This window comes from Ligilactobacillus sp., assembly GCF_036846325.1.
In the GTDB taxonomy this organism is placed as follows: domain Bacteria; phylum Bacillota; class Bacilli; order Lactobacillales; family Lactobacillaceae; genus Ligilactobacillus.
In genome coordinates, this window is record NZ_DAIUCE010000041.1 from 1 (window position 1) to 16,383 (window position 16,383).

A 16,383-nucleotide genomic window follows, 5' to 3' on the forward strand; every position below is an offset into this window, starting at 1 on the left:
ATTTAGTCACTTCGCTAACTTTTATCCCCCTCATCTATTTCCACCCTTTCTCGATCATCTTCTGCAGCAATTCTTTAGATATGCCAAGTTTTTCAGCTTCTGAAATCATGCTTTCAACGTAATTTTTGTAAAACAGCTCTCGTCTTACGCCAATCAATTTGGTCCGCGCTCCTTTTGCAACAAACATTCCTATCCCGCGTCTTTTTTCAATCAGGCCTGCTTCAACCAGGATATTCATCCCCTTTAAAACCGTTGCAGGATTAATGTGGAAGTCTCGTGAAATTTCCGTAGTCGATGGTATCTGCTCTCCTTCTGAAAAAACTCCAGTAAAAATCGCCTCTTCTAATTGAGATGCAATTTGAATATAAATCGGCTCTCCCCCGGTAAATTTAAAATGCATCGCTATTCCTCATCTCATTCTAGATTATTTCCCAAGGTTTAATCCTACCACTATCTTAAAATATCAATCAAGTTTTTGTCTGCAGCCTGCTTGGCCGGCAAAATTCCGAAAACGACTCCGACTGCCGATGAAACGCCGAATGCCAGAAGAAACGACCGCATCGTAACCACAGCATGAATCTTCTGCGGCAAAAACGGCGAAATGCCGGCCCCAATCAGCCAGCCTAAGGCAAAGCCGAGCAATCCGCCCGTCACAGTCAGCATAACGGCCTCCAGAAGAAACTGAATCAAAATGTCGCTTGGCCTTGCCCCTACTGCCAGACGAATTCCGATTTCCTGCGTTCTTTCCGAAACAGAGATGTACATCATGTTCATCACGCCGATTCCGGCAATAAACAGCGAAATCGCAGCAATCGCACTCACGAAATAAGTCATCGTGTCAATCATGCTGCCGATTTGCTTCAAAGCAGCCCCAGTGTCATAGTACACGTAATCTCCATGTTTGCGATTCTTGCCGTGTTTCCTTAAATACCCGGCAATTTTCCTGCTGATTCTTGATGCCCTGGCCTCTTTGGCAAAGGTCACTTCCAGAATCGTTCCGCCTTTTTTGCCTTTCAAATACACTCCGCTCGGAACCAAAACATCTGCGCCCAGTCTGGTGGCCCGTCCTTCAGAGCTCCATGTTTCAGCCGGGTTGAAAACGCCGACGATCGTATATGACTGATTATCGATTACGATCGATGAGCCTAAGGCATTTTCGCTTTGCTTGAACGATTTTCTCGCAAGCGACTTTGAAATCAGCGCAACCTCGTCGCCAATCCCCAACTGAAAAGGAGAAATGTTCTTTCCGGCAACCATGTCAGGATCAGCCGGGCGTTTAAGAAGCGAAAGAGTTCCATTGACTTCTTCGTCTCCAAGAGTTCCGGCGAAATTTATCTGCTTGTCTTCACGTTTGAGCCTGACGTCTTTGAATTGTCCGGCAAAATTACTTTTGACTCTATTAATATCCTCAGATGTAATCTCTCCTTGATCCTTCCCCGTTGCGATAAAATCGATTTCCGTCTTCTGAACTCCTGTTGAATTCGTTGAGAAGAGATCATACATCCGCTTTTTCACGCCGTCACCCAGCGACATGATCGTAATTACTGCCGCAATCCCGATGATGATCCCAAACATTGTCAAGAAACTGCGTTTGGGATTTGCTTTCAAAGACTGAAGCGAAGTTTTGAACAATTCGATAAACTTCATGCGTTCATGCTCCCTTCTCCCTTTTTTCCTCCCTGTCCATCCAAGCCGCAATCGTCAGAGATTATGCGCCCGTCAAGTATTTTGACCAATCGCTCGCATTGCGCTCCGACTTTTGGATCATGGGTAACCATGATGATCGTCGTATGATTTTCCTCGTTCAGCTTTTTGAAAAGGTTCATGATTTCCTGACTCGTCTTGGAATCAAGCGCCCCGGTAGGTTCATCCGCAATCAAAAACTTGGGCTTTGCGACAATCGCCCGCGCAATTGAAACACGCTGCTGCTGGCCGCCGGATAAATTCTTGGGAAGTTTCCTTTCTGCCCCTTGAAGTCCCACCTGGGCCAGAACTTCACTGACGCGATCCTTGATATACTTGCGCGTCTGTCCGGCATAAAGCAGCGGCAGCGATACGTTTTCCGCAACCGAAACCGTATTGATCAGCTTGAAGTTCTGGAAAACGAATCCAACGTTTTCATTTCGTAATTTTGAAAACTGAGACCGCGTATAATCATGAATCGGATGCTCATAAAAATCGTAGCGACCTTCAAACTGATCATCCAGAAAACCGATGATGTTGATCAGAGTGGATTTGCCAGAACCAGATTCCCCCATGATTCCGACAAACTCGCCCTGCTCGATGTTAAGATTGATATCATGCAGGACGTGAAAACTCTCATCTCCCTGCCGATAGAATTTATTAATATTTTCAAGTCTGATCATATCAATCTACCTTCTTGCCATCTTTCAGGTGCTTGTCCGGATTGGCAACAATCCTTTCCCCCGCCTGAACACCTTGTTCGACGTAGAAGTATCCATCGGCAAATTTGCCATCAATTTTACGCTTATGAACCCGCCCGTTTCCGTCAACAACGTAGACCGAATTATTCCTGACGCTGTCCTTCGGCAAACGAATCTGCTCCTGCGGAACGGAAATCTTAACGGTTTGCCCGTCCATGAAATTGTTTCCGTCAACATCAATGGTTAGAGGATATCCAGTACTCTTGCCTTCGCCTGGCACCTGCGACAGAAACGCGATTGTCGATTCCTGCGTCTTCTTGGTTGCAAGCGCCTTGACTTCAACCTTCTGTCCCTGACTGAGCTTTTCATAGTCATATTCGGACACGGATGCTGAAACCTGCTTTTCGTGCGAGTACATGGTTATTGAAGGTGCATCTTGTTTTTTGTCATCGACGTCAACAATTCCATCAAACGGCGCAATCAAGACATTATTGATTTTTCCGCTGATGCTGTTCAGTTTCGTTTGTGCCGCCGTTACCTCAGAGGCAGCATCATCATAAGAGCTCTGTGCTTCCTTGACTTGATTTTGAAGATCGCTGTAGCCGTCATCTTCTTTAGATGCCTGACTGAGCTGCTGCTTTGCCGAATTGAGGCTTGAGAGCGCAGACTGCTGCGTTCTCTTTGCCTTATCCAGTTCCTGTTGAACTTCTTCTTTTGATTCCTGCCTTTCAGAATCATATGTTGTGAGAATCACATCACCCTTATGTACAGACTGACCATTCCTGACTCTGATTTCCTGAACTTTTCCAGACGGAAGTCCAAGGGTCGAAACCTGTTTCGATTCCACCTGGCCGTTAAGCGAGAAAGGCGTCGGTCTGCTGACCTTTGTCACATAGTATTCTGGAGCATCGTCCTTTGCGGAATCTTTTTTGGCGTTTACTTTTTGAAAAAGTCCCCATACTGCCAAAATCGCGACTATGACCGCCGCTCCAATCAAAATCTTCCTTTTTTTCGTCATTCAAAAATCCTCCCTTAAAGCGGCTTGTTATTTAGTTGATTACTTACGTAACTAACTATACCACCATTCAATTAGTTAGTCCACTGTTTTTTAATGGAAAACTCCCTGAAAAATAATTTTCATTGTGATTCTTCTAAAATCCAGTGCTGAAAACGACTGTTGCCATACAGCGAAAAAGGCCGGTCGGTTACGACTGAAATCACGTATTGACGACAAAAAAAGCCGGGAATTTTCTCCCGACTCTTTTACGATTTCCTGACAACCAGCCAGTGTCTATTCTTCAAAACCGTTGTTATCGCTTGTTTCTCTGAACCAACGTCCCGAATCCTTGATTGTCTTGATCTGCGTATGAATGTCGTCACGAATAAGACCATAACGGTTGCGATATGCATTCATCCATGACCAGCAGTCAATACCAGTCCAGACAAAGTATCCATGGCAGTTCGATCCTTCTTCGATTCCGCGATGAAGTTCCTTCAAGTGATTCTTCATGAAATTAATCCGATAGTCGTCATGAACTATACCATTTTCATCCATGAAACGTTCTTCACGGGAAACTCCCATGCCGTTTTCTGAAACAAACCATGGAATGTTGTTGTAATTGTCGCGAACATTGATTGCAATGTCATACAATGCTTCCGGGAAAATTTCCCAGCCCTTGTCAACGTTCATGACGCGACCAGGCATTTCGTATTCGTCAAAGTAGATGTCAGGCATCCAGTCCTGCAGGCTCTTGGATGATACTTCAGGCGCCTTGACGCGGAACGGATGGTAGTAGTTGACACCCAGAACGTCGATGGTTTCCCTGGCAATCAAATCGAGTTCTTCTTGAGTATAATCCCACAAAACGCCGTCACGCTTCAGAATTTCAACAAGCTTTTCAGGATAGTGTCCCAAAATAGCAGGATCCAGGAACATCTTGTTTGCCCAAAGTTCTGCAAATTCAGCTGCTTCCCTGTCTTCTTCAGAGTCAGAAGCAGGATATGCAGGCGTAAGGTTCAGGATAATGCCGATGCGCTTGTCATCGTCATTGCCGTAAAGTTTGCGGAAACGTTCGATTGCCTTGGCCGAAGCAAGGTTGATATTGTATGCAACCTGCACTGAAAGAGGACCGTCAACTTTCAATGGATAATGAAACTGATACAGATATGCACCGTCCAGGATGACTTTCGGTTCGTTGAATGTAAACCAGTTCTTGACGCGATCGCCGAAGAGCTTGAAGCATTGTTCAGCAAAGCCGGCATACAGATCCGTTACGTGCTTTGATTCAAATCCGCCGTATTTGTGCTGCAATTCGACAGGCATGTCAAAATGGCAGAGGTTCATGTATGGTTCAATGCCGTTTTCAAGCATTGCATCAATTACATTGTTGTAAAAATCAACAGCATCCTGATTTACCGTGCATTTTTCAAAATCATCAATCAAGCGGCTCCATTGAATGGAAGTCCTCAATGACTTGATGCCGGCCTCGCGCATAAGAGCAAGGTCTTCCTTATAATCGTTGAAAAAGTTCGATGCGGTATCAGGACCTACTCCGTCATAAAACTTGTCTGGATCGTTGGCATACCAATAATCAAAAACGTTCTGGTGCTTCTTTTTGAAAGTACCTTCAGATTGGGGACCTGACGTTGCGGCACCCCACGCAAAATCACTTGGAAATTTCAACATATTTATTTCTCCTCTCAATTATGTCAGTCTTCAGGATAAGTCTGTTCGAAATCGACGACGGCGCCGCGCAGGTTTGCATTGCCACGATAAACGCACGTTTCAATGACAGGCTTGAGCGTTGCGATGTCAGCACGATTTCTGATTGTTTCGACCGCTTCGTTCAAAATCGGAACCAGCTTGGGGTTATTGGAAACTGCCCCTCCCAAAATAAACTTTTCAGGGTCAAAACTGTGCTGCAGATTGTAGATTGCGCCGCCTAAGGATTCCGCCATCTGGTCTACCTGGAACCTGGCAGCGGCATCGCCCTGATCCGCAAGATCAAAAACGGTCTTGCCGTCAACGTTTTTACCAGTTTCTTCATTATAGCGTTTTGCCATGCTTACGGGAGAAGCAGCCTGACTAAGGGTCATCCTTGAAGCTGTGGCCATATAGCCGAATTCCCCGCCGAAAAGATGCGTACCGTGCCAGACTTTCCGGTTCATGATTACGGAACCGCCAACGCCCGTACCGATAATGATGAAGATCATATTCTGGCAGTCGCGTCCGGCACCTTCAGCCAGTTCTGCCAAAGCCGCACAGTTGGCATCATTTTCAATCGAGACAGGAAGCTGGAAGCGTCTTTCCAATTCCTGTTCAATCTTGAAGTTGTGAATATAAGGCAATGCGCTTGCGCCTTCAATGACGCCGGTTTTCTTATTGACTGCCCCGGGGGAACTGATTGCAACGCCTTCAACGTCGTATTTCTTCTTGAAATCATTGGTTTCATGCTCAAGAATGGCATAGAATTCATCAAGCGATTTCGGCGTGTCCACAGCATGGACATCCAGCAATTCATTATTTTTCCACGCTGCAAACTTGATTGTCGTTCCTCCGATATCAATAACTGCTAAGTCTCTCATTGTTGTTTAACCTCCCTGTATCTTAATCAGCATAAGATAGTAAACGCTTTAATCCAACGATTACAGTATACTCCCTGATACGAATGTAGTCAATACATATAATCATAATTGTATATCCTTTTGCATTTCTTAAATACTTATCCAATCGTCGAATCTCTCCACTCAGTAACGACAAAAGAGGCCAGGAATATCAATTCCTCGCCTCTTAGTCATCAGACAGCATCTTCCATGCCTATCGTACAAAGCACAATACCGTCATCAAAAATCAGATCAGTCAGCAATCTTCTTATAGACTTCAACAAGCTCCTTGGCAAGATCGACAAACGTAATGCCTGTCATCAAATGATCCTGCGCATGAACCATGTACAGATCGATTGGCGTATGTTCGCCACGAGCTTCAGCCGTCAACATTTCAGTTTGCGTATTGTGTGCGTCAACAATAGCCTGATTGGCTTCTTCAAGCTTCTTTTCAGCTTCTTCAAAGTCACCTTTCTTGGCAGCCGTAATTGCTTCCACTGCATGTGCCTTTGCATTGCCGCCAGCCATGATGATTCCCATCACAACCTGCATTCTTTTTTCATCATCCATTATCAACAATACCTCCTGGATAAAATACAGAGCCGCACAAAATGTGCGGTTCTGCATTATTCTCAATATTCAATCAAGCACTTGAAACCAGGGACTATCCCATGATCTTTTCTGCTTCTGCAAGAACGTTCTTACCGTTCATCATGCCGTAATCCGTCATGTTGATGACTTCCATAGGAACGCCTGCATCGTCGCACTTCTTCTGGATATCGCCCTTCATGTAGGCAACTTGCGGTCCAAGCATCAAAACATCCGGCTTTTCAACTTCGAATTGATGATCGATATCAGCAACGGACTTTGCAAAGATTTCGTAATCCTTGCCCTGTTCTGCAGCCGCTGCCTGCATTTTTGAAACCAGGAGTGACGTTGACATGCCTGCTGAGCAGGCGAGCATAATAATTTTATCTGCCATTTTAATCTATCCTTTTCTCTATCAATAAATTACTAACTGAATCTCACTTGATTATTAAGCATTTGCTTCTGCAGAAGCATTTGCATCTTCCTGTTTCTTCAAGTACTTGTCGTACTTAGCAGCGAATGGCCAGTAGAGTGCCGTGGAAATTCCAAGAACACATGCTTGCCAGATGGCCATTCTCCAGCCGCCGATGAAGAAGCCGGAAATGATAGGCGGTGTCGTCCAAGGAGCAGCAACCCCTGTAGGAGGAACGATGCCGAACTTGATTACCAGGTATGTTGACAAGGCAACGACAACTGGTGTCAGGAAGAACGGAACCGCAAGCCATGGGTTCATAACCAGCGGGAGACCGAACAGGAACGGTTCGTTGATGTTGAAGATGGCAGGAACAAGTTCAACTTTACCAATTGACTTGAACTGAACTGACTTGGCACCAATTAAAGTGAAGATAACCAAACCGATTGTAATGCCGGAACCTGTCAGGTTAATGAAGTTGTTGTAGAATTCGTTTGTAACGATGTGTGCGCCGTTTGCAAGAGACAACTTGCCTTCAGCAAGCAGACGAGCGTTGTCGGCAGAGTTCGGAAGAAGGAAGGCACCGCCGATACCACCCATGATAAGTCCGCCGTGAACACCGAAGAACCAGAAGAATACAACCATGAAGGCAAGAATGATACCACCACCAAGGGAGTCTGACAAGCCTTGCAAAGGAATTTGCAATGTTGCGTAGATCCAGTTCAGGAGGTCCGTGTTAAGAGCCTTGTCAAAGATTGCGTAGATAACCATAGAAACAGTGATGATTACGCCAGAAGGAATCATAGCTGAGAACTGGTTTGCAACGTTTGCAGGAACCTGTTCCGGAAGCTTGATTTCCCAACCGGCCTTAGCCATCAACGTGTATGTCCAGCCAACCAGGAGACCGCAAAGGATAGCTGCAATCATACCCTGGCCGCCAAGCCATGTCATGTTGATGACGTTCGTAACAGGTGACTTCAGATACGTCTGAATTGCATCAGGCAATTGTGAAATCTGATGTGCCAATTGCGAGCTTGTGTAAAGTGTCTTGCCTGCAGCATCCGTAACGCCGGAGCCGCCCTTTGCCATTGCACTGACAAGCGGAGCATCCACTTGAAGCTTTTGCAGAAGGAAGAAGACTGAAAGCGATGTCAAACCAACAGGAAGCGGTTCGAGCTTTTCATTCTTGGCATAGACGTAGGCAATACCGATTGCCGTCCAGATTGAAATAATAGCAAACGTTGTCTGATATGCCTGGTTGAAGAAGACCGACCAGCCGAGGTTATCAAAGAATGTTGAAACCGCAGGAATAGGGAACGACTTCAAAATCAGGAATATAGAACCAATGATGATGAACGGCAAGGAGTAAACCATACCATCCTTCAATGCAACAACGGCCTTCGTGTTAACGAACTTCATTACAGGAGGCAGAACTTTTTCGTTGATGAACGTGCCTACCGATGATTTCTTTTCAGCCATTATAACTCATCTCCATTATCTTTAAATATCTTTTTAAACCAGTGAAAGGATTTTTTGGGTACACGTTTCAAATCTTTAAGATCATGATTCGAACGGTTAACGTAAACAGCACCATAACGCTTTTCCATGTCGCCATGAGAACTTGGAATGTCAATCAGACCCCATCCAAGATAGCCTATGACTTCAGCGCCATCTTCAAACATCGCATCCTTCATCGCCTTGATGTGATCACGATGGTATTCGATTCGCCTGTCATCCTGGATCTCATGTTCGCCATCCCAATGCTCGCGGATTCCGATTCCGTTTTCAATGGGGAAAATCGGAAGCTGATATCTGAAGTACAGAGTATCGATTGCTTCTCTGAATCCCAAAGGATCAATCTGCCATCCCCATTCATTTGCTTCAAGGTACTCATTTTCAACATACCCGAAATTCAAATAACGGTTCGGAGCAGTTCCATCCGGAACCTTCGTTGAGTCGAGAACGTCCGTGCGATAATAGCTGAATGCTAGGAAATCAGCTTTCATCCTGGACAAGATTTCACGATCGCCTTCCAGAAAGTCCATGTCAAGCTTGTTTTCCTTGATGAAGTGTTCTACTGCCAAAGAATAATGGCCATTTGCAAATAAATCACACAAATTATAAATTAAAAATTCCGTTGCCCTGTCGGCTAAGAACACGTCTTTCGGACGCGAAGTAGCTGGATATGTAGGCGTATAGGCCAGCATTCCGCCAAACTTAACGTCATCATAGTTTTCATGGACGAAAGCATCCAGTTCAGCGTGTGCCAACATCGTATGATGAAAAATTCTATAAAGGTTGTCCAATGACTTTTCGGCATTCTCGCACCCTGCAAAAAGAAACGCTCCATCACCGAAGTAAAGATTATGCTCATTGAACGTAATCCAATATTTGACGCGATCGCTGAAATGTTCGATCATCTTTTTGCCGTAACGAACAAAAGCATCCACAACATGTCTTGACATGAAACCGTTATTGTTTTTTGCCAAGTTGAGCGGCATGTCAAAGTGGTAAAGGCAGATCATCGGTTCAATTCCGCGTTCCAGCATTGCATCGACCAGGCGATCGTAAAACGCAATTCCTTCTTCGTTGAATTCACCGTCTCCCTGCGGGTTGACACGTGACCAGGAAATCTGAATACGATACATGTTCATATTCATCTCAGCCATCAAATCCAGATCTTCTTCATAACGATGATACTCATCAATCGCTACGTGCCAGTCTGAACTGTTTTCACCGGCAGGTCGAACGTCATAAACGGACAAGCCTTTACCGCCAATGTTCCAAGCACCTTCTGTCTGCATACTCGAAACTGAGTTGCCCCAGAAGAACCCTTGTGGCATTTTACGGTTCGTTTGCATCAAATCTCCTCCTCATATCCTGATTTGTTGATGTAACCGTTTAACCCTTTCAACAGTATTTAGTATAACCGCTTTCAGATTTTTAGTCAATACTTATCAGCCTAATGTATGTACATTTTGCCGATTTGTAACTCCATTGATTCTAAATGAACGTTGCAATACCAATGTTATCAAGGACTTGACTTTTATAATTTTTTTTAAAATTTTTTCTGTCTTTTTTACTTTCTGCTCTATTCCAGCCTCTGAAATAAGCAAAAAAAATGAAGAATAAGCATTTGAAGGCTCATTCTTCGTTATCGCTTACATCATTGTTTTGACCACGTTTTATACATGATTTAGCTTTTACGATTTAATGTTACTAAAAACATTTTACTTCTATATTAAACGTTAATCTCTTCAAAAAAATGTCATGCATCAAAACTAGACCATTTACCATGACATATACTTTTGTCTGCAATGCCGTCTCAAAGAAGATCATCGCTCAAAGGTTCAATGCTATTTCCCGAATTCAAAGAATTCCCGTAATTCATCGGAAATTTTCGGAAGATACTCATGTCCGTACTCCGGCAGAACCAACAGTCTTTTTCTGGATTTGATCCGATTGAATGCCGCCATCTGAGTTTTGGGAAATACGACCGTGTCCTTGAGACCAACGGCCATTACGACTTCTGCTTTGATGTTTTCGGCCAGATACTTGACATCGACGTAATCAAGCAATCTGAAAAACTCGTCTTCATTTTTGTGCAGCGGATCGCGATATCTGAACCAGTATCCGAGTTCATCGAAGGCACTGTCATCGCATCCCTCTGCATATGCTGCTCTGTAATCAGACAAAAACGGATAGCATACCTGAACCTTGTAAATGTCCGGAACGAGTCCGCAGCATGCAAGCGCCAGCCCCCCTCCCTGAGAAGCTCCCTGGGCGAAAATTTTCCCTTCATCAACAAAGTCCATGCCCTGAAGAATTTTGGCAGCCTTGGCAGTATCAAGAAACACGTCTCTGAAATAAAGCTTTTCAGGATCCTTTTCCTCTATCCCGCGAATCAAAAGCCCGTGCAAAACGTCGCCCGTCGCTTGCCGCTTATATTCGGAAAGCCCCCCCTGACCTCTTGCATCCATCGCCAAAACGACATAGCCTTCGGCAGCCCAGCCGACCTTATCGGAAAAATCTCCGCTGTCGCAGTGATATCCGTGAAAAAGCAAAATTCCCCTGCGCTTTTCACCTTTTTCGACTCCCTTCGGCACAACCAGCTGACAATGAACTTTGTCACCTCCAACTCCCGTAAACCATAAATGATAGAAGTCTGCAACCTTCGAAGGCAGTTCTTCCTTCTCAAGTTCAAATTCAGTGCCGCTTCTTTCGACTTCTTCAAGGCCTTCCTTCCAAAAAGCGTCAAAGTCTTCAGGACGATGGCCTAGACCTCTATAATCCCCATAACAATTCAAATTAGGCAGCATAGATTTTAACTCCTTCCCGTCAAAAGCATTGATAAATCAACGTTTTTAAGCAATACCAAAGTTTTTAGAAAGCGTATTCATAAAACGGATTATAATCTCATTTTTAAATTAGTCAAGTTTTTTTAAATTTTTCAAGCGTTTTAAAAATCGTTTCTTCTACTTTATGTTTTTTATAAATTCCAATTTGTTTTTATTTTGTATACAACTTTGCTATTTACAAATTATGATTTTGTGCTATGATAAATGCGAAATGTGAGCGCTTACTTTTAAAATAAAAAAACGAGGTAATTTTTATGAACAAGAGAAAAATTGCGTATCTGTTATCTGCTTTTGTCTGTGCGGGAGTCTTAAGCGCATCTCTTTCCGGATGCTCGAGCAGTTCATCTTCCGGTGAAGAAACAATCACGTTCATCAACCACAAGACCGACTGGACCAGCAACGGCAAATGGAAGGAATACATCAGCGAATTTCACAGGAAATATCCGAAGATCAACGTCAAGGTCCAGACAATCACTGATTATGCCGGACAAATGAAAACGCGCATGAACTCCAAGAATTACGGTGACGTCTTCATGCTTCCGGATACCGTCAAGGCCAAAAACTACTCTCACTATGTAATTTCGCTTGGTTCAAAATCAGAGCTTTCAAAGAAGTATCTCGGCGTAAACTCCAAGCAATATGACGGCAAGGTTTACGGCATTCCTTCAATGATGAATGCAAACGGCATCGTCGTCAATCAAAAAGTCTTCGACAAGGCCGGAGTAACCGAATTTCCGACAACGCCTGAAGGTTTCGTTGATGCTTTGAAGAAAGTCAAGGAAAAAGAGCCCAAGGTAACTCCTTACTACACAAACTATGCTTCAAACTGGGCAATGGCCAACTGGGACTTCGTTCGCGTCGGAGCCTCCGGCGACCCTGCATTCAACAATAAGCTCCTGACCGACAAGACGCCGTTTGCCAAAGGCAAGGTCATGTATCAGCTTTACAACACGCTTTATCAGATTTCAAAAGACGGTCTGATTGAAAAAGACCCTACGACGTCTGACTGGGAACAATCAAAACAGGATCTTGCGGACGGCAAGATCGGCTGCATGGTTCTCGGATCATGGGCCATCCCGCAAATTCAGGGCAAAAACAAGTCTAATGCAAAGGACATCAAGTTCTACGCATTCCCGATGACGGTCGACGGCAAACAGCATGCATCAATCGGTGCCGACTACAGTCTTGCAATCAGTCGTTACAGCAGCCACAAGAAAGCTGCACGCACGTTCCTGAACTGGCTTGTCAATGACAGCGACTACGCCAAGGACAACGGCGGCATTTCAACCGTTAAAGGCGCCGCATATCCTGCAGCTCTTCAATCCTTGAAGAAGAACAACGTTGTTTTGTATCAGGCGGCAGAAGCACCAAAAGGCAAGGAATCGCTGCTTAACGAAATCAATGACGAATCAGAAATCGGCCTGGATACGACCGATAAGACGAAACAGCAAATCGTTGACATCGGCATCGGGAACAGCAAACAATCATTTGATTCATTGATGAATCAGTTGAACAAGAAGTGGGGCGCTGCTGTCGACAAGGTCGGTTCAGGCAACTGATCTTCGGTGCAGATTCTGCATTTTGCATAATTATCATAAGGGGGAATAGAGCTGTGAGCAAATTGTTCAAACGTCTGCATGACGATTACCGTCTGCAGCGAAAATTCATCATCGTGGCATTCACAATCATTCCGGTTGCACTGCTGTTGCTTTTTTCGTACTATCCGCTGGTCAAAATGTTCCAGTACAGTTTGACCGATTGGGACGGTTTTAGTCCTACATCGCACTTTGTCGGACTCCAGAACTATAAGACCGTCTTTACGAATCCGACATACTTCACCGTTTTCAAGGTCAGCATCTACTACTTCATCGGAACGTTCTTCCAGTTGGGAATTGCGCTCCTGTTTGCGACGATGCTGTCCTTCAAAGTTAAATTCGCCAACTTCTGGAAGGGCGTCCTGTTCTTCCCTTACCTGCTGAACGGGGTTGCCATCGGATTTATCTTCCTTTACTTCTTCAAGGAAAACGGAACGCTCGATACCGTCATGAAGTTCTTCGGACTCGGAAGCCAGATCAAGCTCTGGCTTGGCGATCGTTCAATCAACAACATCTCGCTTGCGTTCACTTCGATCTGGCGCTACACCGGATTCAACTTCCTGATTTTCCTTGGAGCGATTCAGTCAATCGATCCTGAAATCTACGAAGCTGCTGAAATGGACGGTGCAAATCGCTGGGATCAGTTCAAATACATTATCGCTCCGGCCATTAAACAGATTATTTTCTTGAATATCATTCTGGGCGTAAGCGGTGCCTTGAGCGTATTCGACATTCCATACATCATGACAGGCGGTTCAAACGGCACGACGACTTTCGTCATTCAAACGATTGATTCGGCCTTTAAGTACAACAAGCTTGGTCTCGCGTCCGCAATGGCGATCATCCTTTTGGTTATCGTGCTTGCCGTTACCGGGATTCAGCGTTGGATTACGCGCGAAAAGAAGGAGGCTTGACAACGCATGGAAAATACAAATGAAATTCCAACAACGAAACATTACGCTTTTAACGGTAAGGCAGCGTTTGGAACTTTCCTCAAATATGCAGTCCTTGTCATCGGTGCCATCGTTGCAATCCTGCCGATTCTCGTCGTTTTTATCGGATCTTTCAAAACTCAAACGGAATTCATGCACACGGGGGTCTTGTCCTTACCGAGATCATTTTCATTCGACAATTACAAGACGGCTTTTGTCGACGGTGACATGCTGACCGGCTTTCGCAACACTGCCTTTATTTTCGTTGTCAGCATGTTCGGCAAAATCATCCTCGGAACGATGTTTGCCTATGCAGTCAGCCGCTTTGACTTCAAGCTCAAAAAGCCACTGGTCGGACTCTTCCTGGTCGCAATGCTGATTCCGGCAATCACGAGTCAGGTTGCGGTCTTCCAATTGATCAACGGCTTGGGATTGTTTGACAAAATCTGGTCGATCATTATCCTGAATCTGGGGACGGATGCCGTTTCGCTTTACATCTTCATGCAATATCTGGATGAAATTCCCGTTTCGCTTGATGAAGCGGCGTACATGGAAGGCGCAAGCTACTTCCAGATTTTCCGCAAAGTAATCCTGCCGCTCCTGCGCGCACCGATTACAACGGTTGTCATCATTTCAGGAGTTAACATCTACAATGATTTCTACAATCCTCTGCTCTACATGCCTGATCCGAGCCTTAAGGTCATCTCGACTGCGCTTTACGCATTCAAGGGTCCTTACGGCACGAACTGGCCGGTTATTCTAGCCGGCGTCATTATCGTTATCCTGCCGATTTTCATCATTTTCCTGTTGCTTCAAAAGTACATTTACAATGGTGTCAGCGGCTCGGTCAAATAAAGGATGATTCTCATGCGCAACAAAGTCTTCGAAACAGTTCAAAAGTGCTACGATATTATAGAAGGTTCTGTTTGGTTCTGGATGATTTTAATCAAAAACCTCTTCGTCTATGGATGGGTCGAGGCATTCAGCCAGGTCGTCAGCTACTTTGACAAGGGGGGCAGCAATTGCCTGACATTTAAACAACATTTAAAAGAACAGCGAAATGAGCAGCGAAGGATTCCTCATGAAAAAGCATTATCTTTTTTGCTGACATTCATGCTTGGAATCTGGTTCTTACTTACATTTATGTTATCTAAAAACCAGACAGAAAACTTCGTGATACAATTCTTTGAAATTGTCTCAACGCTACTTTTAGTCTTCTATATCAGCTATTTACTGATGACTATTGCTCTGAATCTTGCAAATGCAGCACAGTCAAAGAATCTGCTGATCATCGCATTCCTGACTGTTTGCAAAAAGCCCTTGATTTCAATGTCTTTCGTGGCATGCATCATTCTGGCCGTGATAATCGGCCGCTTGAATCCTGTCATTTTGCTTTTCATTATTCCAGGATTATGTGCATTTGCGATTCAGAAATTATCCAAAAATTTGATTAAATGATATCCAAAGCAAATGGTACACGTAAAATGTATCATTTGCTTTTTTTGGTATACTGTTGCATAATATGAGATAAATAAAGGAAATTTATACGATAAACTTATTTCCACTGGAAAGGATGCTTTGCAATGTCTACAAAATACCAGGTTGTCGCTGATGCAATTCGTGAACGCATTGAAAACGGCACATACAAAATCGACGAACTCATTCCAGATCAAAATGCACTTGCACAGGAGTTCCACGTTAACCGATTAACAGTCAAGAAAGCCTTGGACGGCCTTGCCGCCGAAGGTTTAATTTACAAACAGTCCGGTCTTGGTACATATGTCCGCGGCAAGATTCCGTTCATAACTCCGCATGACGTTTCCGTCAATGACTTTGGAGGAGCGTTCCACCATTTCGGCGAAGGACATATCCAAAGCAAGGTCATTTCCTTTGACGTCGAACTCCCGGATGAACGCATCCAGAAGAACTTGAACATCAAGCATATCGATCCCGTCTACAATATCACCCGTCTCCGCATTATCGATGACAAGCCGACTGTCCTGGAACATACCTACATGCCTGTTCGCCTTGTCCCTGATTTGGAAAGGGAAAATGTCGACACTTCAATCTACAAGTACATTCATGAAACGCTCGGCTTGAAATTCGGCGGTGCCTTCCGCAAATTCTCGGCATTCGGCGCAAGTGGTGATGACCTTAAATATCTCAAAGTCAAAGAAGGCAGCCCGATTCTTGAAATCGAACAGGTTGTCTGGCTGTCAAACGGCAAGATGATTGAATATTCAACAAGCCGCAATCCGGGCAATCTCCGCAGCTATACGGCTTTGAATGTGAATAATTTTTAGCAAGGTGTGGAAGCGAACGCTCAGCCCATGTACAACTGAATATTGACTAAAATCCGTGCCAGATGTTGGTGCGGATTTTTCATTATAGGAGATGCTGTCTGCCGGATGCAGTGCCTTGAATGAATTTTGCTGCTGTCTGGTCCGCGCGTCAAGGAGGAATTATGCAAGGTGTGGAGCCGAGCGGTCATGAGCCCGTACACAAGCATGA

General features: G+C 44.6%; 16 protein-coding genes. 4 read left to right on the top strand and 12 right to left on the bottom strand.

Features of this window, described 5'->3' with window-relative positions; all coding sequences use genetic code 11:
* Nucleotides 1-34: 34 nt before the first annotated feature.
* The 11 genes from V7Z60_RS05385 to V7Z60_RS05435 all read right to left on the bottom strand — a co-directional run bounded on the left by V7Z60_RS05385 (nucleotide 35) and on the right by V7Z60_RS05435 (nucleotide 11,306).
* Nucleotides 35-400: a GntR family transcriptional regulator gene (locus V7Z60_RS05385; RefSeq protein ID WP_334116825.1), complete on the bottom strand. Its 366-nt coding sequence runs from the start codon at nucleotides 398-400 to the stop codon at nucleotides 35-37.
* Between the two features lie 50 nt (nucleotides 401-450).
* On the bottom strand, nucleotides 451-1,647 hold the full coding sequence (locus tag V7Z60_RS05390; RefSeq protein WP_334116826.1) for an ABC transporter permease: 1,197 nt from the start codon (nucleotides 1,645-1,647) through the stop codon (nucleotides 451-453).
* Nucleotides 1,644-2,366, bottom strand: a complete 723-nt coding sequence (locus V7Z60_RS05395) for an ABC transporter ATP-binding protein (RefSeq protein ID WP_334116827.1) — start codon at nucleotides 2,364-2,366, stop codon at nucleotides 1,644-1,646. The genes V7Z60_RS05390 and V7Z60_RS05395 overlap by 4 nt, the downstream gene beginning before the upstream one ends.
* Before the next feature lies 1 nt (nucleotide 2,367).
* Nucleotides 2,368-3,402: an efflux RND transporter periplasmic adaptor subunit gene (locus V7Z60_RS05400; protein WP_334116828.1), complete on the bottom strand. Its 1,035-nt coding sequence runs from the start codon at nucleotides 3,400-3,402 to the stop codon at nucleotides 2,368-2,370.
* 273 nt (nucleotides 3,403-3,675) lie between these two features.
* The gene (locus V7Z60_RS05405; RefSeq protein ID WP_334116829.1) at nucleotides 3,676-5,070 is read right to left on the bottom strand and encodes a glycoside hydrolase family 1 protein; all 1,395 of its coding nucleotides are present in this window, start codon (nucleotides 5,068-5,070) and stop codon (nucleotides 3,676-3,678) included.
* A 23-nt stretch (nucleotides 5,071-5,093) separates the two neighbouring features.
* Nucleotides 5,094-5,969, bottom strand: a complete 876-nt coding sequence (locus V7Z60_RS05410; protein ID WP_334116830.1) for an ROK family protein — start codon at nucleotides 5,967-5,969, stop codon at nucleotides 5,094-5,096.
* Nucleotides 5,970-6,239: 270 nt separating this feature from the next.
* Entirely contained in the window at nucleotides 6,240-6,557 is a 318-nt protein-coding gene (locus tag V7Z60_RS05415) for a PTS lactose/cellobiose transporter subunit IIA (RefSeq protein ID WP_334116831.1), read from the bottom strand.
* A 94-nt stretch (nucleotides 6,558-6,651) separates the two neighbouring features.
* Entirely contained in the window at nucleotides 6,652-6,969 is a 318-nt protein-coding gene (locus V7Z60_RS05420; RefSeq protein WP_334116832.1) for a PTS sugar transporter subunit IIB, read from the bottom strand.
* 54 nt (nucleotides 6,970-7,023) lie between these two features.
* Nucleotides 7,024-8,466 (bottom strand): PTS sugar transporter subunit IIC, encoded by a 1,443-nt coding sequence (locus V7Z60_RS05425; protein WP_334116833.1) that lies wholly within the window; start codon nucleotides 8,464-8,466, stop codon nucleotides 7,024-7,026.
* Nucleotides 8,466-9,848, bottom strand: a complete 1,383-nt coding sequence (locus tag V7Z60_RS05430) for a glycoside hydrolase family 1 protein (RefSeq protein WP_334116834.1) — start codon at nucleotides 9,846-9,848, stop codon at nucleotides 8,466-8,468. Before V7Z60_RS05430 ends, V7Z60_RS05425 begins: the two co-directional genes overlap by 1 nt.
* 495 nt (nucleotides 9,849-10,343) lie before the next feature.
* On the bottom strand, nucleotides 10,344-11,306 hold the full coding sequence (locus V7Z60_RS05435; protein WP_334116835.1) for an acetylxylan esterase: 963 nt from the start codon (nucleotides 11,304-11,306) through the stop codon (nucleotides 10,344-10,346).
* A gap of 293 nt (nucleotides 11,307-11,599) precedes the next feature.
* Here V7Z60_RS05435 and V7Z60_RS05440 point away from each other — a divergent pair, with 293 nt between their 5' ends.
* The 3 genes from V7Z60_RS05440 to V7Z60_RS05450 all read left to right on the top strand — a co-directional run bounded on the left by V7Z60_RS05440 (nucleotide 11,600) and on the right by V7Z60_RS05450 (nucleotide 14,727).
* Nucleotides 11,600-12,904, top strand: a complete 1,305-nt coding sequence (locus V7Z60_RS05440; protein ID WP_334116836.1) for an extracellular solute-binding protein — start codon at nucleotides 11,600-11,602, stop codon at nucleotides 12,902-12,904.
* 62 nt (nucleotides 12,905-12,966) lie between these two features.
* The gene (locus tag V7Z60_RS05445; protein ID WP_442918898.1) at nucleotides 12,967-13,854 is read left to right on the top strand and encodes a carbohydrate ABC transporter permease; all 888 of its coding nucleotides are present in this window, start codon (nucleotides 12,967-12,969) and stop codon (nucleotides 13,852-13,854) included.
* Nucleotides 13,855-13,860: 6 nt separating this feature from the next.
* Nucleotides 13,861-14,727: a carbohydrate ABC transporter permease gene (locus V7Z60_RS05450; RefSeq protein WP_334116838.1), complete on the top strand. Its 867-nt coding sequence runs from the start codon at nucleotides 13,861-13,863 to the stop codon at nucleotides 14,725-14,727.
* A 371-nt stretch (nucleotides 14,728-15,098) separates the two neighbouring features.
* On the opposite strand, the gene V7Z60_RS05455 is transcribed toward V7Z60_RS05450, so the two are convergent.
* Entirely contained in the window at nucleotides 15,099-15,260 is a 162-nt protein-coding gene (locus V7Z60_RS05455) for a hypothetical protein (RefSeq protein WP_334116839.1), read from the bottom strand.
* A gap of 195 nt (nucleotides 15,261-15,455) precedes the next feature.
* Here V7Z60_RS05455 and V7Z60_RS05460 point away from each other — a divergent pair, with 195 nt between their 5' ends.
* Complete coding sequence (locus V7Z60_RS05460) at nucleotides 15,456-16,175, top strand: GntR family transcriptional regulator (RefSeq protein ID WP_334116840.1); 720 nt, start codon at nucleotides 15,456-15,458, stop codon at nucleotides 16,173-16,175.
* The last annotated feature ends 208 nt before the right edge of the window (nucleotides 16,176-16,383 follow it).